We start from the raw sequence: 25,654 nt of genomic DNA, 5'->3' as shown, positions 1-25,654 counted from the left end.
GGATTGTATGTAAAGAATACAGCTTTCATGCGATTGAAATCTGTATGGATGTTACAAAAAAAAACGGAGAAAATATCTTTCTCCGCTTATTCTTTAAATGCATGGATACTTTCTCCAGTCCCTGCAAATGTATCCTGATGTACAACATAAATTGACCGGACAATTCATATTTTCATCACACATAATGATAGGAGTGATAAGACCGCCATCAATTTTCTTCAAATCATTTCTTTTTAGCTTTTTCATACTGATTCTGTTTTTAGTTATTAGTATAGTAAAGATAGGTTTATTTCACTTAATTAGGATAAAAAGTGTAAAAAATAAGTGCTGCAGAATACTCTGCAGCACTTATTCACAAAAATAATGTATATGAAAAAAACTATTTTATTTTTCGGTAGGTCGGAAAACTAATCCTGTTTCTACAAAATAATCAAGCGTAATTCTGTCTCCATCATTCACATTTCCGGCAAGAATTTCTTTAGATAATTTGTTTAGAACTTCCTGTTGGATTACTCTTTTCAATGGTCTTGCTCCGAAAGCAGGATCATAACCTTTATCCATCAGATAATCTACCGCATCCTGAGTGAAAGTCATAATGATGTTTCGTTTAGACAACATTTCATTAAACCCTCTCAGCTGATACTGAACAATTTTTCCGATTTCTTTTTTTCTTAAAGGCTGGAAGAGTACAATTTCATCAATTCTGTTCAGGAATTCCGGACGCAGGGTCTGTTTTAAAAGATCAAAAACTTCATCTTTTGTTTTATCCACAATTTCATCCTGGTTTTCCTCTGTAAGGTTTTCAAAATTCTCCTGAATCAGGTGTGAACCTAAATTAGAAGTCATGATGATGATGGAATTCTTGAAATTCACTACACGGCCTTTATTATCCGTCAGACGTCCGTCATCCAAAACCTGAAGTAATGTATTGAAGACATCAGGATGTGCTTTTTCAATCTCGTCTAAAAGCACTACGGAGTAAGGTCTTCTTCTAACCGCTTCAGTCAATTGTCCGCCTTCATCATATCCCACATATCCAGGAGGCGCTCCTACTAATCTGGAAACACTGTGACGTTCCTGATATTCACTCATATCAATTCTGGTCATATTGTTCTCATCATCAAATAAGAACTCCGCCAGTGCTTTTGCCAGCTCCGTTTTACCTACTCCGGTAGTTCCCAGGAATAAGAAGGATCCGATAGGCTTTTTATCATCACTCAATCCGGCTCTGTTTCTTCTGATGGCATCTGCTACTGCCTGAATCGCTTCATCCTGTCCCACAACTCTATGATGCAGTTCGGCCTCAAGATTCAATAACTTATCTCTTTCTGATTGCAGCAATTTAGTTACAGGAATACCTGTCCATTTAGCAATCACTTCAGAGATGTTTTCAGCAGTCACTTCTTCTTTGATCAGTTCATTCTGATGATTCTGCATTTCGAGTTCAACCTTGGCAAGCTCTTCTTCCTTTTCACGAAGTTTTCCGTATTGGATCTCCGCTACTTTTGCATAATCTCCGGCTCTGGAAGCTCTTTCTGCTTCGTGTTTCAGAGATTCTATATCTTTTTTGATCTGGGTAAGATCTTCACTTTTCTGTTTTTCTTTCAGCCATTTGGCATTGATCTCATTTCTCTGTTCGGATATTTTTGCAATATCTTCCTTAAGGTGATCAATCTTGGTCTGGTTGCCTTCTCTTGAAATAGCAGCAAGCTCAATTTCCATCTGCATGAGTTTTCTGTCCAGAACGTCCAGTTCTTCCGGTTTGGAATTGATTTCCATTCTCAGCTTTGCAGAAGCCTCGTCAATAAGGTCAATGGCTTTATCCGGTAAAAAACGGTCTGAAATATATCTTTGAGACATTTCCACCGCAGCAATAATTGCCTCGTCTTTAATTCTTACTTTGTGGTGAGCTTCGTATTTATCTTTAATACCACGAAGGATAGAAATTGCAGATTCAGTATCCGGTTCTTCCACCATTACCTTCTGGAAACGTCTTTCCAACGCTTTATCTTTTTCAAAATACTTTTGGTATTCATTCAATGTAGTGGCACCAATCGCTCTTAATTCTCCTCTTGCCAGAGCAGGTTTCAGAATGTTGGCTGCATCCATTGCTCCTTCACCACCTCCGGCTCCTACCAAAGTGTGGATCTCATCAATGAAAAGAATAATCTGTCCATCAGACTTAATTACCTCATTCACAACGGATTTTAAACGCTCTTCAAATTCACCTTTATATTTTGCTCCGGCGATCAAAGCTCCCATATCCAACGAGAATAAAGTTTTATCCATCAGGTTTTCAGGAACGTCACCACTGATAATTCTATGGGCAATTCCTTCCGCGATCGCTGTTTTACCCACACCCGGTTCTCCAATAAGGATGGGGTTGTTTTTGGTTCTTCTGGAAAGGATTTGTAAAACCCTTCTGATCTCTTCATCACGCCCGATCACCGGATCCAGTTTGCCCTCTGCTGCCAACTCGTTGAAGTTTTTAGCATACTTATTTAAGGATTGATAAGTTTCCTCTGAACTGGCAGAAGTTGCTTTGCTTCCTTTTCTTAATTCTTTGATAGCACCTTCCAAAAGATTTTTGGTCACACCCATATCTTTCAGCATTTTTGATACTTCAGAAGTGGTTTCCAAAAGGGATAACCATAAATGTTCAATCGTTACATATTCATCACCCATTTTCTTAGCGATGTTGGGTGCATCCAGCAATACTTTGTTGGCAGATTGTGATAGATAAATGTTTCCTCCTTGTACTTTTGGAAGTTTTTCTAAATTTTCACGGTTGCGCTCTCTTACTAAATTAGCATCTGCTTCAGATTTTTTTAATAAGAAAGGTGATATATTTTCATCTACCTGGAAGATTCCTTCAAGAAGATGTTGAGGTTCGATACTTTGATTGCCCAGTTCCATAGCAACCTGTTGTGCTGCCTGGATGGCTTCCTGTGATTTTACGGTATATTGGTTTAAGTTCATATTTTTATATATTTTTGGTAATGGTTTGTTTAAAGTTTAGTTTTTTAAAAACATCAAGAAACCAAATTCTGAGGCTTAGTTTCTTAATGCCATCAATTATTTAATCATTTATTCGATTACTGTATCGCAAAAACTATTCAATTATTAAATTTACAAAAAAATAGGACAAATTTTCCGGATATTGTATTTTTAACGGAAATTTAACTTGACAGAATTTCCGATTTCGTAATTATTTCTTGGAAATCCATGAACAAAAAGTCATAGTAACAGAAAATAACTAAAGATTGAGAATCTAGGCGATGGGTCTTTTTTCTTTTTATGCTCAAAAAATAAACAGTTTAATTCAGAATAATTACTTTTGCATTTTACCAGATGGAACTAAAAGAAAAACAGAGAAAAATATTGGAAGTAGCCGTAGAACTTTTCAAAGAGAAAGGGTATATGGGGAGCTCAGTAAGAGACCTGGCTACGAAACTTAATATCAAAGCAGCATCACTGTATGCACATATCCGTTCAAAGGAAGAAATTCTGGAATGGATTTGTTTCGGTATTGCCCAGGAGTTTTTCGATGAACTTCAGGAAGTAAAAAATACCAATATCGCTCCCAGAGAAAAACTGAATCTCTTATTGGATAAACACTTATCTGTTGTTCTTAAAAATCGTGATGTTACCCATATCTATTCCAATGAATGGAAACATCTTGAAGAAAGGCTTCCCGAATTTGTAGAATTAAGGAAAAACTACCAGCAGGAAGTAGAAGAATTGATTTCTGAGATCTACAAAGCAGAAAACTGGGAACTGAAATCACCATCATTTACCACCAGATTTATCCTTCATACTTTAAATAATTCCTATTTCTGGTTCAAAAGAAGCAGCGATTCTACGGATGAAATTACCGAAGAAATCAGAGAGAAAATTCTTTTCGGCCTGCTTGGAAACCAGAAAAAATAAGCACTCCGTTTGTCATTGACTACGTCGAATCTTCGATTTCTGACGAAGGATGCATTTCGTACCAAATGATCAGATTAAAGATTCTTCGTTACACTTCGTTCCGCTCAGAATGACCATTGGACATAATTTTAACCGTCTTTCTTATTTAGAATCATTCAAAATATGACAAAAGTCATAAAAATTTTGCCAGCTTCCGAAATCTTTTTAAATTTACACCTAACAAATGTTAGTTAGTTTTATGGATTTTTCAGTTGAATATCTGGAGCTGGGTCAGTTGAGACAGCTTCAATCCGGCCGGTTGATCAGCCTGATCAGCTATTTGGGAGAGAAGTCGGAATTTTATAAAAAGAAATTTGATGAATTGCAAATATCTCCACAGGATATAAGGTCGATTGAGGATATCGCTAAACTTCCTATTACTTACAAACAGGATTTAAGAGATAACTATCCGTTCGGACTATTTGCCGTTCCTAAAAATGAGCTTCAGCGTATACACTGCTCAAGTGGAACAACAGGAAAACCGACTGTGGTAGGGTATACCAAAGAAGATGTAGATATTTTCAGTGAAGTGGTGGCAAGATCTTTACATGCTGCTGGAGCAAGACCGGGAATGCAATTGCACAATGCTTATGGCTACGGAATTTTTACAGGAGGTTTAGGCCTTCATTACGGAGCCGAGATGTTGGGGATGAGTGTTCTTCCTATTTCCGGAGGGATGACGGCAAGACAGGTAGACCTGATTATAGATTTCAAACCTGAAGTGATCTGTTGTTCACCGTCATACGCTTTAACGATTGCGGATGAATTTGCCAGAAGAGGAATTACTGCAGAAGAGATCAGTCTCAAATATGCTGTGTTAGGCTCAGAGCCATGGACGGAAATTATCAGAGGCCATATTGAAGAAAAATTAGGCGTTCATGCAACCAATATCTATGGATTAAGTGAAATTATCGGTCCAGGAGTTTCCATGGAGGATTTTGAAGAGAAGGGAGGCGCTTATATCTGGGAAGATCATTTTTATCCGGAAATTTTAGATCCGGTGACCAAACAGCCGGTTCCTTTCGGAGATGAAGGAGTATTGGTGATTACCACTTTAACCAAAAAAGCAATGCCGCTTTTACGTTACTGGACAAATGATATCACAAGCCTTTACTACGATGAAAATGCCAAAAGAACCATGGTAAAAATGAAACCCATTGTCGGGAGAGCAGATGATATGCTGATCGTAAGAGGAGTCAATGTTTATCCAAGTCAGATTGAAGATGCTTTTTCTTATGTAAAAGGAGTGGTTCCAAACTACTATCTTACGCCTGTAGAGAAAGAACATATGTGTATTGCTTTGGATATTGATGTTGAAATCGATGATGAATTGGTAAAATCTCAAAAAATAGAATCAAATACCGATGATTATTTTAATTTTGTCGGCAACTTTGGGAAAAATATAGAAAACGAAATAAAAAAGAGAGTAGGAATCACTACGAAAGTAAAAGTTCATGCTCAGGACAGCCTGCCAAAGTGCGAAGGTGGAAAAATTAATAGAATACTTAAAAAATAATGAATTCATTTTATAAACTTAAAACAGTTAAAGTTCAGAAAGATACTTCCGAAGCAGTGAATGTGGCGGTAGAAATTCCTGAAGAACTGAAAGATAAGTTCAGGTTCAAGCAGGGACAATATCTGAATTTCCGAATGATGATCAACGGAAATGAAGAAAGACGTTCTTACTCTATCTGTAATGCTCCAAGTGAAAAAGGCAACACGCTGGAAGTATTGGTGAAATTGCTGGAAGGCGGAAAGGTGTCAGGGTATTTCAATGAACACCTTCACATGGATGAAGTGCTGGAAGTAATGCCTCCGATGGGTGGTTTCAATACTTCATATCACCCAAGCAATGTAAAAACTTACGTTGGCCTGGCTGCAGGAAGCGGAATTACGCCTGTATTATCCAATATTAAAGAAAGCCTTTATCAGGAACCTAACAGTAACGCTTATCTGTTTTACAGTAACAGAAGCATGAATCATGTTTTAAGAAAGGCAGAGATTGATAAACTTGTAGAGCACTTCAACGGAAGACTTAAAGTGATTTACCTGGTAAGCCGTGAGAAACACGAGGACCCTGTTTTTGAAGGAAGAATTTCGTCAGAAAAATTAGAGCAGCTGTTTGAAAGATATACAGATATTGATGTAAAAGAAGCTACTTATTTTATTTGCGGACCTTCAGAAATGATTAAAGGGATTGCAGACTATCTGAAAAAAGATAAAAAAGTACCTGCTATTCAGGTTTTATTTGAATATTTCACCGCTCCGGATGAAGAAAATACGGAGGAAATGAGCGATGAATTCAAAGCCATTGCCAATATTGAAAGTATGGTAACGGTTATCATTGATGATGATGAATATTCGTTCCACCTTAATTCTAAAAAAGAGAGTATCTTAGATAAAGCATTGAAAGACAACCTTCCTGTACCTTTTGCATGTAAAGGAGGTGTTTGTTGTACGTGTAAAGCACAAGTTCTGGAAGGAGAGGTTTTCATGGAGAAAAACTATGCGCTTACCGAAGAAGAAGTAGCCAGAGGCTATGTTCTTACCTGCCAATGTCACCCGACAACGAATGTGGTGATGCTTAATTATGATGTTTAAAAATTAATGTAACAATATAACAATGTATCAATATAACAATCATTGGTACATTGCTAGACTAATACATTGTTAAATTGAAAAAATTATGGACTTAGAAAAATTTGTTCAATACGTTCACGAAGAAAATAAAGTAGAACCAAAAGATGTAATGCCAGATGATTACAGAAAGCTACTGGTTCGTCAGATTTCACAGCACGCGCATTCTGAAATTGTAGGAATGTTGCCGGAAGCCAACTGGATCTCCAGAGCGCCTTCATTGAGAAGAAAAATGGCTCTTTTAGCCAAAGTTCAGGATGAGGCAGGCCACGGCTTATATCTTTATTCTGCTACCGAAACATTAGGAGACGGAAGCATCCGAGCAGACAGAGATGCTACTTATGATGATATGCTGGAAGGAAAAGCTAAATATTCAAGTATTTTCAACTATCCTACCCTAAGCTGGGCTGATATCGGTGCCATCGGTTGGTTAGTAGACGGTGCTGCTATTATGAACCAGGTAATGCTGATGGGGAACTCTTACGGTCCTTATTCAAGAGCGATGGTGAAAATCTGTAAGGAAGAATCTTTCCATCAAAGACAAGGGTATGAAATTCTTATGGCATTGTGCCGTGGAACAAAACAACAGAAAGAAATGGCTCAGGCTTCATTAAACCGTTTCTGGTGGCCGGCTCTGATGATGTTCGGACCTAATGATGACAGCTCACCCAACTCTAAAATCTCTATGAATTACAGAGTAAAAAGAGAAAGTAATGACAGTCTTCGTCAGAGATTTATCGATGTTACCGTTTCTCAGGCTGAATTCTTAGGATTAACCATTCCGGATAAAGATCTGAAATGGAATGAGGAAAGACAGCATTACGATTTCGGAGAACTTCCCTGGGATGAATTCATGGAAATCTTAAAAGGAAACGGTCCTTGCAACAAAAAGCGTATCGAAACGAAGAGAAAAGCTCAAAGAGAGAATGCTTGGGTAAAAGAAGCTGCGGCGGCTTTTGCAGAAAAACAGAACGAAAAAGTAAACTAGAAAATCAGTGAAAACCTTACTTCAGATATTTTTATTATTGGCTATTTCTTTTTTTAAAGGTCAAAGTGTTGATATACTTGCAAACATACCCTTAAAACTTGATAGAGAAAATGAAGTAAGAATTTACGTTGGTAATGGAATTACAAACAGTGGAAAAGTTTTTAGAATTTATCTTAACGAAAATAAAAAATGGAATGTCGAATTAGTACAATGGTTTTTTCCAAAAAAGATAAGTGAAGATGAATTTCAATCAATTCCTCCTATTGTAACAAAGCCAAGATCAAAGATTCCATTAAAAGAAGTCTTTTTAAATCTTGAAGCATTAAATATTGGAGATCTTCCGAAAGAAACATTTTTTAATTATAAAAAATCAAAACGAGAAGTTATTTTTGATGAAGATGAAAAAGATTATGTTTTAATGTCGCAGGAGATGAGTGTCTTAGATGGGGCAGATTTCTTAGTGAAATATAAGTCTTATAATACACAGAATGAGTTTCATTATCTTAATCCCCAAGTCTATTTAGATAAGTACCCAGGGATTGATGAATATGAAAGTTTCATGAAAATTTTAAAATATGTTGAAGATAGCTTCAATATCAAATTAAATTAAAAAAATAAAAATAGATAATGAGTCAATTAGATATGTGGGAAGTGTTTATTCAGACTAAACCGGGATTATCTCACAAACACGTTGGAATTGTACAGGCACCAACAGCAGAAATGGCTTTGCAGAACGCAAGAGACGTTTATACAAGAAGAAAAGAAGGAACCTCTGTTTGGGTTGTTCCAAGTAAATATATTGTGACTTCGGAAGGAGTAGATAAAGAAGCATTCTTTGATCCGGCTGATGATAAACTTTACCGTCACCCAACGTTCTACGAGATTCCTAACGACGTAAAAAATATGTAATTAATAAAGACTTCAAGATGTGAGATCTCAGATACTAGACTTTTTTGTCAATCTGAAATCTAGCATCTGAAATCTGAAATCTATTAAACAATGAACCCATTATATAATTATTTATTAAAACTTGCAGACGACAGTTTCATTATGGGACAGCGTTTGTCTGCGTGGTGCGGTGAAGGTCCTTACTTAGAGGAAGATATTGCATTGACAAATATTGCGTTGGATGAACTAGGTCAGGCGAATAACTTTTACGTTTACGCTTCAAGAGTGATTGACAACGGAAAAAGTGAAGATGATATCGCATTTTTAAGATATGAGCATGAATATGTGAATGCCCATTGGGTAGAACTTCCTAATGAAGATTATGCACAGACTATTCTTAAAGTATACGTATTGTCTGTCTATCAGAAACTGATGTATGAAGCATTATCAAACTCTGTTAATGAAGAATTGGCTGCCATTGCTCAAAAATCATTGAAGGAAGTAAGATATCACTATACACACGCTGCATCCTGGATGAAAATCTTTGCTCAGGGAACGGAAGAAAGTCGTGGCCGTTTGGTAAAAGCCATTGAAAATATCTGGGAATATACGAAAGGTCTTTTTGCTAAAACTGAAGGAGAAGATGACCTTGTTGTTTTAAATATTGCTCCCAACTCAGATGCGCTTTACGAAGAATTTCTTGCAATTACCAAGAAAGATTTTGCAGATTTTGGGTTAGAATATCCTGAAAATGCTTTCATGCAGCCAAAATCAAGAACAGGATACCATACAGAATATTTCGGATATATTCTTTGTGAGCTTCAGTATATGCAGAGAGCGTATCCTGGCTGTACGTGGTAGTAAATTATGAAGAAGTTGCTTCTTGGGATATTGGCTTTTTTTCTTGCAGCCTATGTGATACTATGTGTTGGAATCTATTTCTATCAGGAGAAAATTATTTTTTATCCTGAAAAGTTACCCGAAAATTACAAGTTTACATTTGATGGTGACTTTGAAGAAGCACCCATTAAAATGCAGGATGGAAAGCATTTGAGCTCTGTTTTATTCAAAGCACAAAACCTAAAAGGAGTCATCTTTTATCTTCATGGAAACGGAGGATCGATAAAAGGTTGGGGAGAAGTAGCTCCATTATATCGGAGTATGAACTATGATACGTTTATACTTGATTACAGAGGATATGGAAAAAGCGAAGATAAAATTAACAGTAAAGACCAGCTTTTTTCGGATGTTGAGAATGCTTACAAAGAGCTTTTAAAACGATATCCTGAGAATAGAATTATTATTTTGGGATATTCTGTAGGAACAGGATTAGCTGCAAAATTAGCATCCATGCATAATGCAGGATTATTGATTTTACAGGCACCATATTACAGTATGGAAGATGAAATGAATCAGAAATTTTCATTCCTTCCGAAGTTTTTACTGAAATATAATTTTGAGACTTGTGAATATTTAAAAACCGTTAAGTCACCAGTCGTTATTTTTCACGGTGATAAAGATGAGGTTATTAACTATAAAGCCTCTTTAAAACTTAAAAATAACTTTAAAAAAGGTGATTGTCTGATTGTATTAAAAGATCAGTATCACAACGGCATAACAGATAATTTAGATTATCAGAAAGCAATGAAAATAATCCTTGATTCTGATAAAAAATAAAATATGAATCAGCTTTTAGATTTATTAAAAACCATTCCCGATCCGGAAATTCCGGTCATTGATATTGTGGAATTAGGAATTGTAAGAGATGCACAGATTACAGGTGAAAATACCTGTGAAGTGATCATTACACCTACTTATTCCGCTTGTCCTGCCATGTTTACCATTGAGGAGGATATTATCAAAATGATGAAAGAAAACGGATGGGATGCAAAAGTAGTCACCAAGATGTTTCCGATCTGGACAACAGACTGGATTACTGATGAAGCGAGAGAAAAACTTCGTGCTTACGGAATCACTCCTCCCGAAAAAGGAGCAGACGAACACCACATCGGAAAACCGAAAAAATGTCCGCGCTGTGGTTCCGAGCATACCAAACAGATCAGCAGATTTGGGTCTACTTTGTGTAAGGCCTCTTATCAATGCTTAGACTGCCTGGAGCCATTTGATTATTTTAAATGTCATTGATGAATAATCAACCCATACACAACAAATTTTACGGCTATGCAAAGCATAACGAAGGAATTGTTAGAATGTTAAATTATTAGACCGTTACATTGATTTATATTGTTAAATTAGTGCGTTGTTAAATAATAAATTAATAAAAACTATGTATACACAACTTGATATTGAAACGCATTTTGACGGAAAGCTGAAAATCGCATATCTTAACCAACCGGACACGATGAACGCCCTTACAAAACCGGCTTTATCAGATCTTAGAGACTTTGTTAAAGAGTGCAGCGAAGACGAAACGGTAAGATGTGTTGCCATTTCCGGAAGAGGAAGAGCATTCTGCTCAGGTCAGAATCTGGACGAAGCTTTTGTAGTAGGCAAAGAACACCATGATCATGACATCATCAGAAAAATTGTGGTAGACTATTACAATCCATTAGTAATGGAAGTTACCCGTTGCAAAAAACCGGTTATTGCTTTAGTAAACGGTCCTGCAGTAGGAGCTGGAGCAATGTTGGCGTTAATCTCTGACTTCGTTTTAGCGAATGAGAAAGCATATTTTGCTCAGGCATTTTCAAATATCGGTTTGATTCCTGATACAGGAGGAACTTACTTCTTACCGAAACTTCTAGGTAGACAATTAGCCAATTATTTAGCATTTACAGGTAAAAAATTATCTGCAGAAGAATCTAAAGCACATGGCCTTGTAGCAGAAGTGTTCACTGAAGAAGAATTTGTTCCGAAATCTATGGAAATTCTTGAAAGAATGGCAAACATGCCGACAGCAGCCATCAAGCTTACGAAAAAAGCATTTGCCAATTCTTATAACAACACATTGAAAGAACAGCTTGAACTGGAAGGTGATCTTCAGCAGGAAGCTGCAGAAACAGAAGACTTCATTGAAGGAGTAAATGCCTTTTTACAGAAAAGAAAACCTAATTATAAAGGAAAATAAGAACTAATATAACAATGTACCAATGTAGCAGTTTATCAATGAGATGCTTCGACAAGCTCAGCATGACAATGATTGTTACATTGTTACATTGATACACTGTTACATTATGAAATATGTAGGAATTATCGGTGCCGGAACCATGGGAATCGGCATTGCACAAGTAGCCGCAACGAACGGATGCAAAGTATGGGTTTATGACGCCAACGCAAAACAAGTAGAAACGGCAACGGTAGGTTTGGAAAAAACCTTGACCAAATTGGTTGATAAACAAAAAATTTCGGCAGAGAAAATGACTGAAATTTTAGCTAATATTTCTATTGCTACCGAATTGAAAGATTTCAAAGATTGTGAGCTGATTATAGAAGCCATTATCGAAAACAAAGAGATCAAAACCAAAGTGTTTACAGAACTTGAAAACTATGTTTCTGAAAGTTGTGCTCTCAGTTCCAATACCTCATCTATTTCTATCACCTCTCTGGGTGCAGAACTCAAAAAACCGGAGCGTTTCATCGGAATTCACTTTTTTAATCCGGCTCCATTGATGCCTTTAGTGGAAGTTATTCCATCCTTATTAACAGAAAAAACATTAGCAGAAAAAATTTACAACCTCATGAAAGAATGGGGGAAAACTCCTGTTATTGCCAAAGATATTCCAGGATTCATCGTCAACAGAATTGCAAGACCTTATTACGGAGAAGGCTTGAGAATTGTTGAAGAAAACATCGCCACACCGGAACAGGTAGATGATGCTATGAAAACATTTGGGAACTTCAAAATGGGACCTTTTGAATTGATGGATCTTATCGGAGTAGATGTCAATTTTGCAGTAACAACTACTGTGTACAAAGATTATTTCTACGATCCCAAATACAAACCTTCTTTATTACAGCAAAGAATGTCTGAAGCCAAACTTCACGGCAGAAAAACAGGAAAAGGGTTTTATGATTACAGCGAAGGTGCAGAAAAACCTATTCCTCAGAAAGACGATGCTTTATACCAACAAATCTTTTTAAGAATCATTTCCATGTTGATCAATGAGGCTGTTGAAGCGAAAAGATTAGGAGTAGCCAATGATGAAGATATCGAGTTGGCCATGCAAAAAGGCGTTAACTATCCAAAAGGATTATTAAGCTGGGGTAAAGAAATCGGATATGCAAAAATCTCCGAAACCCTTCAGAATCTTTATGAAGAATATCAGGAAGAAAGATACAGACAAAGTCCTTTACTTCGTAAATTATAAAATATACCAATGTATCAGTTTATCAATGGAACAATCATTTTATAAACATTGCTAAACTGATAGATTGTTAAATTGCTACATTTAAAAAAATAATGAATATAGATGAATTCAGGGCTGAACTGGAGACCAGACTTTTAATTGAGAAACAGTATTTAACTCAGGAAGCTTCCTCCGTTGATGAGCAGGAAAGACTTGAGCTTTTAGGAAAATTTAATGAGAAATATAAAGAGCTGATCAAAAGATTGGCCAACGAAAATGGAATTGATTTAAACGAATCCTATCCCTCTGAAAATTCATCAGACTCAGAAAACCTTTCATACGGGCAGATTATTCTTGGGAAAACCATGAGTGTTTACGACAGATTATCAGATGAGCTGTATGAAGAAATAATAAACATATAATTAACAGAAATGAATCCAAGACAAGTAGCAGATTATATGTTCAATCAGGATTATTTTTCCCAGTGGATGAATATTAAAATGATTGAAGTAAAAGAAAATTACTGTTTAATAGAAATGCCAATCAAGAAGGATATGCTGAACGGACTTAAAACAGTTCATGGCGGAGTTACCTTTGCGTTTGCAGACTCTGCGCTGGCATTTTCCTCTAATAATACCGGAGATGCAGCTGTAGCATTGAACTGTATCATCAATTTTACCAAAGCAGGAAAGGAAGGTGATGTTTTCAGAGCAGAAAGTGTTTTGGTCAATGATACGAGGAAAACAGCTGTTTATGACATTCAGATTACCAATCAAAATAAAGAGCTGATTGCAAAATTTGTAGGAACAGTTTACAAAATCGGGAAAAAAGTAACAGAATTATAATAAGCAGTAAGCTTGAAGCAATAGGCAGTAAGCTTTTTTGAAGCTGACAGAGCCTACTGCATAAAGCTTAAAGCCTAAATCAAATAAAAATGAACAACGTATACATCATAGACTATGTCAGAACTCCCATTTCAAAACTGCAGGGAGGATTATCAGAAGTAAGAGCAGATGACCTGGCTGCTATTGTGATCAAAGAAGTGGTAGCAAGAAACCCTGAAGTTCCAGTTGAGGAAATTGAAGACGTTATTTTCGGATGTGCCAATCAGGCGGGTGAGGATAACAGAAATGTTGCCAGAATGGGACTTTTATTAGCTGGTCTTCCTTATAAAATTGGAGGAGAGACTGTTAACAGATTGTGTGCTTCAGGGATGTCTGCGGTAGCCAATGCATTCCGTTCCATTGCTGCAGGAGAAGGAGAAATTTATATTGCAGGAGGAGTAGAGCATATGACCCGCTCACCTTACGTGATGTCAAAACCAAGCGCAGCTTTCGGAAGAGACAGCCAGATGTTTGATACTACTTTCGGTTGGCGTTTCATCAACCCAAAAATGAAAGAATTATACGGCGTTGATGGAATGGGAGAAACAGCTGAAAACTTAGCGGATATTCACCAGATCAACAGAGAAGATCAGGATAAATTTGCCCTTTGGTCTCAGCAGAAAGCAACTAAGGCTCAGGAAAGCGGAAGGCTGGCAGAAGAAATTGTAAAAGTTGAAATTCCTCAGAGAAAAGGTGATCCGATCGTTTTCGAAAAAGATGAATTCATTAAACCAACTTCATCGATGGAAGGGTTGGCCAAACTTCGTCCCGCTTTCAGAAAAGAAGGAACGGTAACTGCCGGAAACGCCTCAGGAATGAATGACGGAGCCGCTGCTTTGATTTTAGCAAGTGAAGAAGCTGTTAAAAAATATGGGTTGAAACCCAAAGCAAAAATTCTGGGATCTTCCGTGGCAGGTGTTGAACCAAGAATTATGGGAATCGGACCGGTAGAAGCTACTCAGAAATTATTAAAGAGATTAAATCTTTCTCTTGAAGATATAGACATTATTGAACTAAACGAAGCATTTGCAGCACAGGCATTGGCTGTAACAAGAAGTTTAGGGCTGAAAGATGACGATGCAAGAATAAACCCGAACGGAGGTGCAATTGCAATCGGTCATCCACTGGGAGTTTCCGGAGCAAGAATCGTAGGTTCTGCAGCAATAGAACTTCAGAAGCAGGATAAAAAATATGCATTGTGTACCCTTTGTATCGGTGTAGGTCAAGGATATGCAATGGTCATCGAAAAAGTATAATGAATTTGAAAGTGAGTTAATTTGAGAAGTTGAAAACGTTTAAAACCATTATTAATTTTCAAATTATTCCATTCTCAGATTTTCAAATTAAAAAATATGAACATCTACTCATACCACGGGATACGTCCCATTATAAAACCTTCTGCTTATATTCATCCGCAGGCAGTCATTATCGGGAATGTAGAAATAGGTGAGGAAGTCTATATTGGTCCCAATGCGGTCATTCGCGGTGACTGGGGAAAAATTATCATTAAAGACGGAGCTAATGTGCAGGAAAACTGTACCCTTCACGTTTTCCCGAATATAGAAACGATCCTGGAAGAATCTGCACACATCGGACATGGCGCGATTATTCATTCCGGGCACATTGGAAAAAACTGTCTGATTGGAATGAATTCTGTGGTAATGGACAAAGCCTATATCGGCGACGAAAGTATTGTTGGAGCATTAGCTTTTGTACCAGCCAATTTCAGATGTGAACCAAGAAAACTGGTGGTAGGAAGTCCTGCAAAAGTGATCCGTGATGTTTCTGATGAAATGATTCACTGGAAAACAGAAGGAACAAAATTATATCAGGAGCTGGCAAGAGAAGGAAAAGAAGCTATTCTACCTTGCGAACCGTTTACAGAATATGTTCAGCAGATCCCAACTAAAATTGTGGATTACAGTATTTGGGATGATATAAAATAATAACCATTACAATTAAATATGATTAAAAAAATTGCGCTTGCATGCAGCATAATGTTTGCGGTGGGGTGTACGTTATCAGCACAGACTGTTGCTACAAAACCGCTTACAATAGGAGAAGTGAGGACCATTAAGTCCAAAACCTTAAATGAAGACAGAACGCTGAATATATATCTTCCACAGGGATATGATAAAACAAAATCATACCCGGTAATTTATTTATTAGATGGAAGTATGAACGAAGATTTTATTCACGTTACAGGATTAGTACAATTCTTTAATCAGATGTATTCCATGCCGGAAACCATTGTGGTGGGAGTTGCTAATGTAGACAGAAAAAGAGATTTTACCTTTCATACGGATTTGAAAGACTTACAAAAAGACTATCCTACAACAGGACATTCAGATAAGTTTATTGCATTCGTTGAAAAAGAACTAAAGCCTTACGTGGAAAGTCAGTTTAAAACTGCAGATAAATACCTTTTCGGTCAGTCTTTGGGAGGACTATTGGCAACGGAAATCCTTTTAAAAAAGCCGGAAATGTTCAATAACTATTTTATTATCAGTCCAAGTTTGTGGTGGGATGATGAAAGCCTTTTAAAACAAGCTCCACAACTGCTTTCAAAATCCCCGGACACTAAAAAGTTTGTCTACGTTTCTGTAGGAAAAGGTGAACATCCGGTAATGATAAAAGATGCAGAAGTTTTCTATGATGTTTTGAAAAAAGCAGGAAAGAAAAACTGGACATTAGAATATAAAATGATGGAAACAGACAATCATGCAACCATTCTTCACAGAAGTTTGTATGAAGGATTAGTGAAATTGTTTCCTTATCAGGAACCGAAATAAATCACTTCCAGTTGATGAGCAGTCTGAAAAAATATTGGATCATAATACTGATCATCATAATCATTGTGAATGCTTTAGGATTTCACTTTGTAGAAGAATCAATAGGAATTTCAGATGCTTTGGAACATGTTGAATCAGATGAGGTAATAGCTAAGCTAGAGCGTAAAGATTATTTCTATAATTTATTTATTGAAATTGTTATCATTTTAGATGGGTGGCTGGCACTTTTTATTCCTTACCTGGTTATCAGAAACCTTATCAAAAAGATTAATCTAAGCAAAAAGTAAAAAACTATATGGAAAAGTTAAAAAACTATATCTACGGACAATGGGTAGAAGGTACCGGAAACGGAGTTCCTTTGTACAACGCCGTTACAGGAGAACAGGTAGCTGTTTCCGATACAGAAGGCCTTAATTTTGAACAGGCTCTTGACTACGGAAGAACCGTAGGGTACAAAAACCTTTCTTCAATGACTTTCTACGATCGTGGAGAAATGCTGAAAAAAGTAGCACTTTACTTACTGGAAAGAAAGAAAAAATACTACGACTTATCATACAAGACGGGAGCTACCCACATAGATTCATGGGTGGATATTGAAGGAGGTTTCGGAACTTTCTTTACCTATTCCGGATTGGCAAAAAGAATGCTTCCGAATACTTCATTTTGGGTAGATGGTGATACCCAGAAGATTTCTGCTAACGGAACTTTCCTGGGAACACATATCTTAACGCCTAGTGAAGGAGTCTCAGTACAGATCAATGCTTATAACTTTCCGGTTTGGGGTATGTTGGAAAAATTGTCAACTTCATTGTTAGCGGGTGTGCCTTCTATTGTAAAACCATCTCCTTTCGGGTCTTACCTTACCAATGCTGTATTCCAGGATATGATTGAAAGTGGAGTATTACCTGAAGGAGCTGTTCAGTTAGTGTGCGGAGAACCAGGAAATATCTTAGATTATGTACAGGATGGAGATTCTGTATTGTTCACAGGTTCAGCCAATACAGGAAGAAAATTAAAATCACTGCCATCTATTGCAGGAAATGCGGTTCGTTTCAATATGGAAGCAGATTCCCTGAATTGTTCAATTCTTGGATTGGAAGCAAAGCCGGGAACTCCTGAATTCGATCTGTTCATCAAAGAAGTTCGTAACGAAATGACGACAAAAGCAGGGCAGAAGTGTACTGCGATCAGAAGAATCATCGTTCCCGAGCATTTAATCGGTGATGTTCAGAATGCTTTATCTAAAGCTTTAGATCAAACAAAAATCGGAAACCCATTAAGCAGAGAAACCAAAATGGGATCTTTGGTGGGAAGACAGCAGTACGAAGAAGTTCTGAGAAAAGTAAACCTATTAAAATCAGAAACAGAACTTGTCTATGACGGTAAACACGAACTGATAGATGCTAACTATGAAAATGGTGCATTTATGAGCCCGAAATTATTCCTGAACGACAGGCCTTTTGAAAAAAATATCTCTCATGATGTAGAAGCTTTCGGACCAGTATCTACATTGATGCCGTATAAAGATGCTGAAGAAGCAGCTGCACTGGCAAAAAGAGGAAAAGGAAGTCTGGTAGGATCTATTGTTTCTCACGATGAGAACTTTATCGCAGAGACTTCATGGAAAATGGCTTCCCAGCACGGAAGAATCTTTGTATTGAACAGAGATAACGCCAAAGAAAGCACAGGTCATGGTTCTCCACTTCCGACATTAATGCACGGAGGTCCTGGTAGAGCTGGTGGCGGTGAGGAAATGGGCGGACTTAGCGGTCTTCATTTCTTCTTACAGAAAACAGCAATCCAGGGATCACCGGATGTGTTGAAAGCTATTACTAAGATCTACCAGCAGGGAGCAGAGAAAAAATTCTCAGATAAACATCCTTTCCAGAAATATTTTGAAGAAGTGGAAGTAGGAGATTCTTTGGAAACAGCAGGAAGAACGGTTACTGACGCAGATATCGTTAATTTCTCCAATGTTTCATGGGATCATTTCTATGCCCATACAGATGCTACAAGTTTAACAGGTACTATTTTCGATAAGACTGTTGCTCACGGATATTTCATTCTTTCAGCAGCAGCGGGATTATTCGTTTCAGGTAAAAAAGGGCCTGTTATTGCCAATTACGGATTAGAAGAATGTAGTTTCTTCAAGCCTGTATATGCCGGAGATACGATCACTGTTTATCTGACAGCAAAAGAGAAAATCAACAGAGGAGTAAAAGGAAGAAATATTCCTTCAGGTGTTGTAAAATGGCTGGTTGAAGTTGTAAACCAAAGAGATGAGGTAGTTTGCGTGGCAACAATTTTAACACTGGTAGCAAAACAATCTCCTTTCATTGATCTGAATTTGAAAAATGTTCAGAAAATACTGAATGGATTAACAGAAAGTACACCTGCACTTTGGGGAAAAATGTCTCCTCAGCAGATGTTAGAACATCTTGAACAGACGGTATTGGTAAGCTTTGGAGAGCCTGAAGCAGAAAAATGCTTTACTCCAGAAGAAAATCTTGAAAAATGGCAGGATTCTCTTTACAACCACAGAGCAATGCCAAAAGAATTTACAGCTCCATTCCTTCCGCAGGACGGTTCACTTCCGGAACCCAAACATAAAAATCTGGAAGCAGCAAAACTGTCATTCATGGATAACCTGAAGAAGTTTGTGATCTACTATAAGGAAAACCCGCAGGCAGAGCACATGAATTACGTTTTCGGAAAGCTGAATAAAGAAATGTGGGAACTGATGCACAAAAAGCATTTTACACACCACTTCCAACAATTTGGATTGATTTAATTCAAAATAAAATATAAATTTAGAGTCCCTTCCGGTTTAAACTGAAAGGGACTTTTTAATAACTCCTGCCAAGGTTTGAAACCTTAACATAAGTAATAAAATTTGAAAATTTTTAATCATGAAATCATTAAAAACTTCTTTTAACATTGTCTTTTGCGCTTTCTCAATTTTATTTCTTTTTTCCTGTTCAGGAAATCTAAAACAAGATAAAGACGGCTATTATTCTGAAGAAAAATTTGTTGACAGTCTGAATGTGGGAAGAAAAGGTAAAACTAAAGTAGAGTTTGAAAAATTTAGACATATTAAGAATGGTGATGTATTTGTTACCTTGAATGTTTATGATCTAAAAGATATTTGGGTGGAAAGTAAAGGATCTATGTTTCATACCTGGGAATTAAAAAATACTTTTAAATTTATCAAAGATGGAGTAACGGGTTTAGATGTTCAAATTGGTGATTTTAATAATGATGGCTTTAATGATGTGACTTATCAAAGTGGAATCGCAGGAAGAGGAGGAAATATAGTGATGACATTATTTGTTTATGATCCCGAGAATAAAGATTTCATCCACATCAAAAATTCTGAATCTTATCCAAACTTAACTTATAATCCTAAATTAAATTGTATTAATTCACTGATTTTAACTGGCTCTACTATCACATCCTTTCTTACAATCAGAAAAGACTCTCTTCAAGAATTTGCCAGAGTGGATGTTTCTGATAAAATAGTGGTGGAAGAAAAAGATTCTACAGGCAAGTTTAAGGTTATTGAAGAAAAAGTATTCAAAGGAAATGATAAGGATCTCTATAAGGTTTTTAGAAATTATAAGCCTTTAGAATATTAGTCTTGTATAAATTGAAATATTCATTATTTCAGTTAGTTATGGTTTTTTGTTTGAAAAATTACTAACTTTAATAGGCGAAATCCGAAAAGCATATAGAGTAGGAGAGAACATCAAAACAAACCACTATGAAAAACTTAAAAAAACTTTCAAGACATGAGTTGAGATCTCTTAAAGGAGCCGGGCCAAACTGGTCTTGCACCCTTAATCCTTGTCCTCCCGGAAGCTGTTGTCTTCCTGGAAGATGGCCTGATATTGCCAGAGCATGTTATATCTGTGCGGATTCTTAGACTTTTTTAACTTAAAACAATACACAAAGCTGCTACTCCTCGTGATTGGCAGTTTTTTTATATTTTTTTCTTAAACTTAAAATATCCGTACATTAAAATGGGTAACGCGAATATCTGAAACAAAAAAACAAGCAATGAAGGGATTCCTTCCAAATGGTTTATATTGGCTTTCATGAAAAGCTGTTTGCCTAACGGACCATTTGAAAATACAATAATATTAAACAAATTCCAGCCCAGATGGAGACCTATAGGAAGATATAGAGATTGAGTTTTAGCAAAAGATACAGCCAGCATCCACCCAAAGATAGCAGTCATTCCAAAAATAATTCCCATCTGAAAAGGATTTCCAAATGCATTATAAGAAAACCAATGGTAGATTCCGAAGCACGCAGCAGATAAAAGGCAGGCTTTTGTCGTACCCCATTTTTCTATAGCAAGATAAAGCAAAGCTCCTCTGAAAAGTAATTCTTCAAACAATACAGACTTCAGAACCCACCATATACCCATTAATGCAGCGGATAATGTAAGTTGCTTATTCAGAATCCAGCCATTATTGATGAATGCAGTTGTCATGATATGATAAAGGCTGCAAATAGCAGCAGCCAAAAGAAGACCAATGCTCCAATGAGCCAGCCTTGTTGAATTAGGCTTAAATCCTAAAACAGAAAGATCCTTTTTTGCTATAAACTTAAGGAGAAGCCATGAAATGATAAGCTCAATGATAATTCCGATCATAGGTTAAAAGTTTTAGGTGAAATCGCTATTTCATTGAAAACGAATTTAATAAAAAAAATAATATGAATTAAAACTTAGGAAGAGGATCATGAAATATGATAATTCAGTTTCTTTTTGATCGATAATTTATTTAAGTGAATGATTAAGTTTTAACATATTCTTAGTTTCAGCTTCTTCTTTCTCTTGTAAAAAAGTACTAATTTTAAAATTCAATCATAAAATCGAGAGCAATGAACGAAAAATGGATGCAAAAATGGGAAGAAGTAAAAAATATTCTGGTTTGTCCTACAGATCTGGAAACCTATTTTATTTCTGATGAAATTATGGGGCTGAAAATGGAGACCATGAAAATTGGAAATGTTTCTCTTCCTTCCGGAAAAGTGGTGGTAAGAGATCCGCTGGTATCCCTGAATGGCAATCAATCGCCTTATTTTATTCAGGCTCCGAAAGGGAATTTTCCTGTAGCTATTGCTGTAGTAAAATCTGAAGATTGGGGAGATAGATATGCTGTTATAAAAGTTGAATTTACCAAAGAAAAACCTGTTATTTATAGAGAAGCATTGGTCGGGATTGAAGAATTGGAAGGGGTAACCGATGAAGATTTTTTTGGTTTTGAGGTGGATGCTGGTTTAGGTTGTATTGCGGATAAAGAAGTGCTTCCTTTTGTAGATCAATTTGTTGATGAAATAAATGTCGACAATGTTTATGATGATTATTTTGCAGAGCTTTTCTCACAGAGCTATAAAGATTATCCCAACAATCAGAGAGAAGCAGGAGACTGGATCAACTGGACGGTTCCAGGTACCGACTATCAGATTCCGATGTTTGCCAGCGGCTTTGGTGACGGCAGCTACCCTGTTTATTTTGCTTATGATGGCAATGGAGAGATATGTGGTTTATATATTCAATTTATTGATATTGAACTGGCTTTAAGTGAAGAAGATGAAGATGAGGATATTGATGATGATCAGCCTGAAAATTTTATTTTTTCTAAAAACTAAATATGAATACAACTTTTGCAGACCATGTTATTACATTCAATGAAAATCTGAACTATATCGGGAATCTACCTGAAGGTTTTGATGTTCTGAATCCGTATCTGGAAAATCCTGAAACATTGATGGTAATGCAGAAGTTTTATCATAAATATTATAATGATTCATCTCGAAGAAAATTTATCATTGGAATCAATCCAAGCCGTCATGGAGCTGGAGTAACAGGAGTTCCGTTTACCGATACCAAAAGATTGGAAAGTGTCTGCGGAATCAAAATGGAATCTGCCCATACCCATGAAATTTCTTCCGTATTTATGTATGACATGATGGATAGCTATGGTGGAGCTGATCTTTTTTACAAAGATATTTATATCAACTCTCCATTTCCATTGGCTATCGTAAGGAAAACAAAAAACGGATGGCTTAATGCCAATTACTATGATGATAAAAAACTTTTCGAAGCGGTAAAAGACTTTATGATAGAATCTCTGAATAATCATATCAGCCTTAATCTCGATACTTCAGAAGTTTTTGTTCTTGGTAAGAAGAATGCCGATTTTATTTCAAAATTAAATAAAGAAGCAAAATTGTTTGATACAATGACGGTGTTGGAACATCCAAGATATATCCAGCAGTACAAATTGAAAGAAAAACAGCTTTATATAGACAAGTACATTTTAGCTTTGCAGAAATGACAAAATCCCTTCGTCGAAAGGGATTTGTCATTCATGAATTAGAATCTTTATGGGAATATGGAACTTGTGAAATTTCTTACGATTAGTTTTTAATAACTTTCGTAGATTCTGTTGCTGTTTTAATAATATAAACTCCTTTTGGAAGCTCTGAAATATTGATTTCATTATTCCCTTTTTGAGTTTGTATAGTTTTCAGCATTTTACCATCCAGACTATAGATTTTAGCTTCACTGGCTTTTTCTGTAGTAATAGAAATAGGTCCGTTGGTTGGATTAGGATAAACAGTCAGGTCTTTTTTAATGCTTTTAGTTTCCGAAGTACCCAGTACCAGATTACTGTCTTTCACCCAAGTGAAAGCATCCAAACCTACATATCGGAAAGCTCCGTTCGCGGTGATTTGTAACTCATCAATCACAATGTTTGAATAATTCTGACCATTTAAGTTGGTAAGATCAATTAAGGTGTATCCATTTGTGCTGCCTAAGCTGGTTGCAAATCCGGTAGTTTTTGTTTGCGTAAATTTTGTGACACCGCTTAGTTTTCCGGTTACAGTAAGTGTTCCTGCTACATTAAGATCCAGGTTCAATGCAGAAAGATACATCCAGAATCTGTTTACTTTAAACAAATTGGAAGTGGTTTTTATACTGAATGATGGCGGAGATTGAGTATTGTTAGAATTATCAATGTATCTGTTATCATTAGCTGTTCCACTCCAGCCAGTTCCCGGGAAATTCCCCTGAATATCAAAAACACTTACATGTGAAATGATATTGAAAATGACTCCATTATCGGTGAAGCTTGTACTCCCGTTCGATTCTGTCTCAAATTGTTCCGTACTGGTCTGCCCGAATGAGAAAATTGAAATGAGCAGACTACAGATTGCTAAAAAAGTAGTGCTTTTCATGATTTTTGTTTTAAATGTTAGGTTATTGTATAGCTATTAATCTCTTGGAGGATAAATACCTTCAACACAGATGATATAATTTAAACCTAGATAAGGTGGCATATTGTTCACAGGCAGATTTTGTCCTATGAAGGCAATACTTTGATTATTAATAATCGTATCAGGGTTGGCATCATTCACGAAACTAGGTACTGCATTGAAATCTCTTCCCACTTGTGTCCCTGAGATCGCAATTGTTGACGTGGCTGTAGGGGTAGATGAATTAGCATTTTTATTAGCTACCTTAAGCTGAAATCCTGCACCCACACTTGGAAGGTTGGATGCTAAAAGTGTATTTTGTGTAGTTCCGGACACTACTCCCAAAGGATAAAATTGGTTGGCATTTACATTTCCTGCTCCTAGAGCCATACGCCCTTTTAAGTTAGGTAAAGCGAAAGTAGTAATACCGTCTCCACCATACGTTGTTCCTAAAATAGAGAATAAGGCAGAATTTCTTGAAATGCTTATCAGACTTCCGTCACAAAACATCCAGCCTCTAGGTGCAAAATTTCCTGCAAATAATTTTACAATTCCAATGTACTCGTCCATGATAAAATGTTTTTAGTTTTTTAAATTTCTTACTCTCTTGCAGGCTTTTCAGAATCCGCCTTTTGATTATTATGTATTCTCAGTTCAAAGGAACGATTAATAGTAGGGTGGTGCTAGAGTAGAAAATACCAAATTAAAAACTCCGTATTTCTACGTAATAGATTGTTGTGAAATATGCAGGTTTAAAAAGAAAATTTATACTTTAAGTTTCTCTAAACGAGCTGTATTTCGTATTTTTGTAAGAATCCAATAAAAATAAAAATGAACGAATTTGTAGCATCAGAAATTAAAAATAATATTGCCGAAATTACTTTCGGAACACTCAAAAGCAACTCTCTTCCGGGGGCAATTTTAGAAAAGCTGGCAGAAACCATCCTTGAAGAAGGAGCAAAAGAAGAAGTGAAGGCTATTTTAGTAAAAAGTGCAGGTGAGAAAGCGTTTTGTGCAGGAGCAAGTTTTGACGAGCTCTTAGCCATTGAGGAACTGGAGGCTTCCACAAAATTTTTCGGAGGTTTTGCTAAAGTTTTAAATGCAATGAGAAACTGCGGAAAAATTGTAGTGGTAAGAGTACAGGGGAAAACTACCGGTGGAGGAGTAGGAATTGCCTGCGGAGCAGATTATTGTTTTGCTACTAAAGATTCAGCGCTGGCACTTACTGAAATCAATCTTGGAATCGGACCTTTTGTAATTGGGCCTTATGTTGAAAGAAAAATAGGTAAGTCACAATTCTCCGCTATGGCCATTGATGCAGATTTCAGATCTGCAGAATGGGCTGAGCAACATAATATTTACCATTCTGTTTCAGATACTATTGAAGAAATGGATGAAAAGCTGGAGAAGTTTTTACATACTCTAGCATCAAGAAGCAGCGATGCTCTAGCATTAATCAAAAAAGTTTCATGGGAAGGAACTGACCACTTCAATGAGCTGATGCCGGCAAGGATTCATATGAGTGCCAGTCTTATTCTTGAAGATTCTGCAAAGAAAAATATTGAGTCTATTAAAGAAAGATTAAGAGTGAAGTAATTTTTTAATTGTTTTAAAAAAAAGTATTTTGTCTAAATATGATCCGGGAAACATTTGTTTTTCCGGATTTTTTATGTTTTATCTTAATCTTAGATTCTAATGTTTTTAATAGAAATCTAGCATTTTTCTTTGTATTTTTTATATTGTGTTATTCATATGTTATTTTATCTAATTGTTTTTCTGTGTCAATAAAATGACAATTTTGGTATAATATTCTCATTGTTTTAACTAATTTTAAATAATTGTTTAATGTTTTTAAAACTAAATTAACTCAATTTTAACTTATATTTTTAATTAATATTGATTAATTGATTAAAAATATAA

28 protein-coding genes are annotated in these 25,654 nt (G+C 36.3%); 23 read left to right on the top strand and 5 right to left on the bottom strand.

Annotated elements, in window-relative coordinates:
* Nucleotides 1–93: 93 nt before the first annotated feature.
* Together DEU39_RS24605 and clpB are read right to left on the bottom strand one after the other, a co-directional pair.
* Nucleotides 94–246, bottom strand: coding sequence for a hypothetical protein (locus tag DEU39_RS24605; protein ID WP_157885762.1), 153 nt, complete (start codon nt 244–246; stop codon nt 94–96).
* A gap of 138 nt (nt 247–384) precedes the next feature.
* On the bottom strand, nt 385–2,979 hold the full coding sequence (gene clpB, locus DEU39_RS23925; RefSeq protein ID WP_120233621.1) for an ATP-dependent chaperone ClpB: 2,595 nt from the start codon (nt 2,977–2,979) through the stop codon (nt 385–387).
* A gap of 372 nt (nt 2,980–3,351) precedes the next feature.
* On the opposite strand from clpB, the gene DEU39_RS23920 reads away from it, so the two are divergent.
* The 20 genes from DEU39_RS23920 to DEU39_RS24600 all read left to right on the top strand — a co-directional run bounded on the left by DEU39_RS23920 (nt 3,352) and on the right by DEU39_RS24600 (nt 20,387).
* Nucleotides 3,352–3,930, top strand: coding sequence for a TetR/AcrR family transcriptional regulator (locus DEU39_RS23920; protein ID WP_062672216.1), 579 nt, complete (start codon nt 3,352–3,354; stop codon nt 3,928–3,930).
* A gap of 238 nt (nt 3,931–4,168) precedes the next feature.
* Nucleotides 4,169–5,485, top strand: coding sequence for a phenylacetate--CoA ligase family protein (locus tag DEU39_RS23915; RefSeq protein WP_062672214.1), 1,317 nt, complete (start codon nt 4,169–4,171; stop codon nt 5,483–5,485).
* Complete coding sequence (locus tag DEU39_RS23910; protein ID WP_062672212.1) at nt 5,485–6,570, top strand: 2Fe-2S iron-sulfur cluster-binding protein; 1,086 nt, start codon at nt 5,485–5,487, stop codon at nt 6,568–6,570. The genes DEU39_RS23915 and DEU39_RS23910 overlap by 1 nt, the downstream gene beginning before the upstream one ends.
* An 85-nt stretch (nt 6,571–6,655) precedes the next feature.
* Nucleotides 6,656–7,594, top strand: coding sequence for a 1,2-phenylacetyl-CoA epoxidase subunit PaaA (gene paaA / locus DEU39_RS23905; RefSeq protein WP_062672210.1), 939 nt, complete (start codon nt 6,656–6,658; stop codon nt 7,592–7,594).
* Nucleotides 7,595–7,601: 7 nt separating this feature from the next.
* On the top strand, nt 7,602–8,204 hold the full coding sequence (locus DEU39_RS23900) for a hypothetical protein (protein WP_120233620.1): 603 nt from the start codon (nt 7,602–7,604) through the stop codon (nt 8,202–8,204).
* A 17-nt stretch (nt 8,205–8,221) separates the two neighbouring features.
* The gene (paaB, locus tag DEU39_RS23895; protein WP_062672207.1) at nt 8,222–8,503 is read left to right on the top strand and encodes a 1,2-phenylacetyl-CoA epoxidase subunit PaaB; all 282 of its coding nucleotides are present in this window, start codon (nt 8,222–8,224) and stop codon (nt 8,501–8,503) included.
* 90 nt (nt 8,504–8,593) lie between these two features.
* On the top strand, nt 8,594–9,343 hold the full coding sequence (gene paaC / locus DEU39_RS23890; protein WP_120233619.1) for a 1,2-phenylacetyl-CoA epoxidase subunit PaaC: 750 nt from the start codon (nt 8,594–8,596) through the stop codon (nt 9,341–9,343).
* 6 nt (nt 9,344–9,349) lie between these two features.
* Nucleotides 9,350–10,159: an alpha/beta hydrolase gene (locus DEU39_RS23885; RefSeq protein ID WP_120233618.1), complete on the top strand. Its 810-nt coding sequence runs from the start codon at nt 9,350–9,352 to the stop codon at nt 10,157–10,159.
* A gap of 3 nt (nt 10,160–10,162) precedes the next feature.
* The gene (gene paaD, locus DEU39_RS23880; protein ID WP_120233617.1) at nt 10,163–10,627 is read left to right on the top strand and encodes a 1,2-phenylacetyl-CoA epoxidase subunit PaaD; all 465 of its coding nucleotides are present in this window, start codon (nt 10,163–10,165) and stop codon (nt 10,625–10,627) included.
* A 142-nt stretch (nt 10,628–10,769) separates the two neighbouring features.
* On the top strand, nt 10,770–11,570 hold the full coding sequence (locus tag DEU39_RS23875; protein ID WP_120233616.1) for an enoyl-CoA hydratase/isomerase family protein: 801 nt from the start codon (nt 10,770–10,772) through the stop codon (nt 11,568–11,570).
* Nucleotides 11,571–11,676: 106 nt separating this feature from the next.
* Nucleotides 11,677–12,810, top strand: coding sequence for a 3-hydroxyacyl-CoA dehydrogenase NAD-binding domain-containing protein (locus DEU39_RS23870; protein ID WP_120233615.1), 1,134 nt, complete (start codon nt 11,677–11,679; stop codon nt 12,808–12,810).
* A gap of 92 nt (nt 12,811–12,902) precedes the next feature.
* Nucleotides 12,903–13,211, top strand: coding sequence for a hypothetical protein (locus DEU39_RS23865; RefSeq protein ID WP_120233614.1), 309 nt, complete (start codon nt 12,903–12,905; stop codon nt 13,209–13,211).
* Nucleotides 13,212–13,220: 9 nt separating this feature from the next.
* Nucleotides 13,221–13,634 carry a PaaI family thioesterase gene (locus DEU39_RS23860; RefSeq protein ID WP_034695815.1) on the top strand — a complete coding sequence of 138 codons (414 nt, stop codon included), beginning with the start codon at nt 13,221–13,223 and terminating at the stop codon, nt 13,632–13,634.
* 89 nt (nt 13,635–13,723) lie between these two features.
* Entirely contained in the window at nt 13,724–14,929 is a 1,206-nt protein-coding gene (pcaF, locus tag DEU39_RS23855; protein WP_120233613.1) for a 3-oxoadipyl-CoA thiolase, read from the top strand.
* A 96-nt stretch (nt 14,930–15,025) separates the two neighbouring features.
* On the top strand, nt 15,026–15,619 hold the full coding sequence (locus tag DEU39_RS23850; RefSeq protein ID WP_047373921.1) for a transferase hexapeptide repeat family protein: 594 nt from the start codon (nt 15,026–15,028) through the stop codon (nt 15,617–15,619).
* An 18-nt stretch (nt 15,620–15,637) separates the two neighbouring features.
* A complete protein-coding gene (locus DEU39_RS23845) occupies nt 15,638–16,465 on the top strand; it encodes an alpha/beta hydrolase (RefSeq protein ID WP_120233612.1) in 828 nt (275 codons plus the stop codon).
* Between the two features lie 14 nt (nt 16,466–16,479).
* Nucleotides 16,480–16,752, top strand: coding sequence for a hypothetical protein (locus DEU39_RS23840; protein WP_120233611.1), 273 nt, complete (start codon nt 16,480–16,482; stop codon nt 16,750–16,752).
* An 8-nt stretch (nt 16,753–16,760) separates the two neighbouring features.
* Nucleotides 16,761–19,256, top strand: coding sequence for a phenylacetic acid degradation bifunctional protein PaaZ (gene paaZ, locus DEU39_RS23835; RefSeq protein ID WP_120233610.1), 2,496 nt, complete (start codon nt 16,761–16,763; stop codon nt 19,254–19,256).
* Nucleotides 19,257–19,374: 118 nt separating this feature from the next.
* Nucleotides 19,375–20,100, top strand: coding sequence for an XAC2610-related protein (locus tag DEU39_RS23830; RefSeq protein WP_062672188.1), 726 nt, complete (start codon nt 19,375–19,377; stop codon nt 20,098–20,100).
* A 125-nt stretch (nt 20,101–20,225) separates the two neighbouring features.
* Nucleotides 20,226–20,387 carry a bacteriocin-like protein gene (locus tag DEU39_RS24600; protein WP_157885761.1) on the top strand — a complete coding sequence of 54 codons (162 nt, stop codon included), beginning with the start codon at nt 20,226–20,228 and terminating at the stop codon, nt 20,385–20,387.
* 57 nt (nt 20,388–20,444) lie between these two features.
* Here the strand turns inward: DEU39_RS24600 and DEU39_RS23825 are convergent, their stop codons facing one another.
* Nucleotides 20,445–21,122: a CPBP family intramembrane glutamic endopeptidase gene (locus DEU39_RS23825; RefSeq protein WP_062672187.1), complete on the bottom strand. Its 678-nt coding sequence runs from the start codon at nt 21,120–21,122 to the stop codon at nt 20,445–20,447.
* Nucleotides 21,123–21,352: 230 nt separating this feature from the next.
* Here DEU39_RS23825 and DEU39_RS23820 point away from each other — a divergent pair, with 230 nt between their 5' ends.
* Complete coding sequence (locus tag DEU39_RS23820; RefSeq protein WP_120233609.1) at nt 21,353–22,123, top strand: DUF4241 domain-containing protein; 771 nt, start codon at nt 21,353–21,355, stop codon at nt 22,121–22,123.
* A gap of 2 nt (nt 22,124–22,125) precedes the next feature.
* A complete protein-coding gene (locus DEU39_RS23815; RefSeq protein WP_120233608.1) occupies nt 22,126–22,812 on the top strand; it encodes an SMUG2 DNA glycosylase family protein in 687 nt (228 codons plus the stop codon).
* A gap of 82 nt (nt 22,813–22,894) precedes the next feature.
* Here the strand turns inward: DEU39_RS23815 and DEU39_RS23810 are convergent, their stop codons facing one another.
* Together DEU39_RS23810 and DEU39_RS23805 are read right to left on the bottom strand one after the other, a co-directional pair.
* Complete coding sequence (locus DEU39_RS23810; RefSeq protein WP_062672179.1) at nt 22,895–23,716, bottom strand: T9SS type A sorting domain-containing protein; 822 nt, start codon at nt 23,714–23,716, stop codon at nt 22,895–22,897.
* 36 nt (nt 23,717–23,752) lie between these two features.
* Entirely contained in the window at nt 23,753–24,304 is a 552-nt protein-coding gene (locus DEU39_RS23805; protein ID WP_062672177.1) for a phage tail protein, read from the bottom strand.
* Nucleotides 24,305–24,565: 261 nt separating this feature from the next.
* Here DEU39_RS23805 and DEU39_RS23800 point away from each other — a divergent pair, with 261 nt between their 5' ends.
* On the top strand, nt 24,566–25,330 hold the full coding sequence (locus tag DEU39_RS23800; protein ID WP_120233607.1) for an enoyl-CoA hydratase/isomerase family protein: 765 nt from the start codon (nt 24,566–24,568) through the stop codon (nt 25,328–25,330).
* Nucleotides 25,331–25,654: the final 324 nt, after the last annotated feature.

This window comes from Chryseobacterium sp. AG363 (assembly GCF_003610675.1).
Classification (GTDB): Bacteria; Bacteroidota; Bacteroidia; order Flavobacteriales; family Weeksellaceae; genus Chryseobacterium; species Chryseobacterium cucumeris.
Note: the sequence above shows the minus strand (reverse complement) of the source record. Positions and strands in the feature narration are given on the sequence as shown.

Coding starts and splice junctions, on each gene's coding strand:
- DEU39_RS24605 (WP_157885762.1), bottom strand. CDS start 246: ATGAAAAAGCTAAAAAGAAATGATTTGAAGAAAATTGATGGCGGTCTT.
- clpB (WP_120233621.1), bottom strand. CDS start 2,979: ATGAACTTAAACCAATATACCGTAAAATCACAGGAAGCCATCCAGGCA.
- DEU39_RS23920 (WP_062672216.1), top strand. CDS start 3,352: ATGGAACTAAAAGAAAAACAGAGAAAAATATTGGAAGTAGCCGTAGAA.
- DEU39_RS23915 (WP_062672214.1), top strand. CDS start 4,169: ATGGATTTTTCAGTTGAATATCTGGAGCTGGGTCAGTTGAGACAGCTT.
- DEU39_RS23910 (WP_062672212.1), top strand. CDS start 5,485: ATGAATTCATTTTATAAACTTAAAACAGTTAAAGTTCAGAAAGATACT.
- paaA (WP_062672210.1), top strand. CDS start 6,656: ATGGACTTAGAAAAATTTGTTCAATACGTTCACGAAGAAAATAAAGTA.
- paaB (WP_062672207.1), top strand. CDS start 8,222: ATGAGTCAATTAGATATGTGGGAAGTGTTTATTCAGACTAAACCGGGA.
- paaC (WP_120233619.1), top strand. CDS start 8,594: ATGAACCCATTATATAATTATTTATTAAAACTTGCAGACGACAGTTTC.
- DEU39_RS23885 (WP_120233618.1), top strand. CDS start 9,350: ATGAAGAAGTTGCTTCTTGGGATATTGGCTTTTTTTCTTGCAGCCTAT.
- paaD (WP_120233617.1), top strand. CDS start 10,163: ATGAATCAGCTTTTAGATTTATTAAAAACCATTCCCGATCCGGAAATT.
- DEU39_RS23875 (WP_120233616.1), top strand. CDS start 10,770: ATGTATACACAACTTGATATTGAAACGCATTTTGACGGAAAGCTGAAA.
- DEU39_RS23870 (WP_120233615.1), top strand. CDS start 11,677: ATGAAATATGTAGGAATTATCGGTGCCGGAACCATGGGAATCGGCATT.
- DEU39_RS23865 (WP_120233614.1), top strand. CDS start 12,903: ATGAATATAGATGAATTCAGGGCTGAACTGGAGACCAGACTTTTAATT.
- DEU39_RS23860 (WP_034695815.1), top strand. CDS start 13,221: ATGAATCCAAGACAAGTAGCAGATTATATGTTCAATCAGGATTATTTT.
- pcaF (WP_120233613.1), top strand. CDS start 13,724: ATGAACAACGTATACATCATAGACTATGTCAGAACTCCCATTTCAAAA.
- DEU39_RS23850 (WP_047373921.1), top strand. CDS start 15,026: ATGAACATCTACTCATACCACGGGATACGTCCCATTATAAAACCTTCT.
- DEU39_RS23845 (WP_120233612.1), top strand. CDS start 15,638: ATGATTAAAAAAATTGCGCTTGCATGCAGCATAATGTTTGCGGTGGGG.
- DEU39_RS23840 (WP_120233611.1), top strand. CDS start 16,480: ATGAGCAGTCTGAAAAAATATTGGATCATAATACTGATCATCATAATC.
- paaZ (WP_120233610.1), top strand. CDS start 16,761: ATGGAAAAGTTAAAAAACTATATCTACGGACAATGGGTAGAAGGTACC.
- DEU39_RS23830 (WP_062672188.1), top strand. CDS start 19,375: ATGAAATCATTAAAAACTTCTTTTAACATTGTCTTTTGCGCTTTCTCA.
- DEU39_RS24600 (WP_157885761.1), top strand. CDS start 20,226: ATGAAAAACTTAAAAAAACTTTCAAGACATGAGTTGAGATCTCTTAAA.
- DEU39_RS23825 (WP_062672187.1), bottom strand. CDS start 21,122: ATGATCGGAATTATCATTGAGCTTATCATTTCATGGCTTCTCCTTAAG.
- DEU39_RS23820 (WP_120233609.1), top strand. CDS start 21,353: ATGAACGAAAAATGGATGCAAAAATGGGAAGAAGTAAAAAATATTCTG.
- DEU39_RS23815 (WP_120233608.1), top strand. CDS start 22,126: ATGAATACAACTTTTGCAGACCATGTTATTACATTCAATGAAAATCTG.
- DEU39_RS23810 (WP_062672179.1), bottom strand. CDS start 23,716: ATGAAAAGCACTACTTTTTTAGCAATCTGTAGTCTGCTCATTTCAATT.
- DEU39_RS23805 (WP_062672177.1), bottom strand. CDS start 24,304: ATGGACGAGTACATTGGAATTGTAAAATTATTTGCAGGAAATTTTGCA.
- DEU39_RS23800 (WP_120233607.1), top strand. CDS start 24,566: ATGAACGAATTTGTAGCATCAGAAATTAAAAATAATATTGCCGAAATT.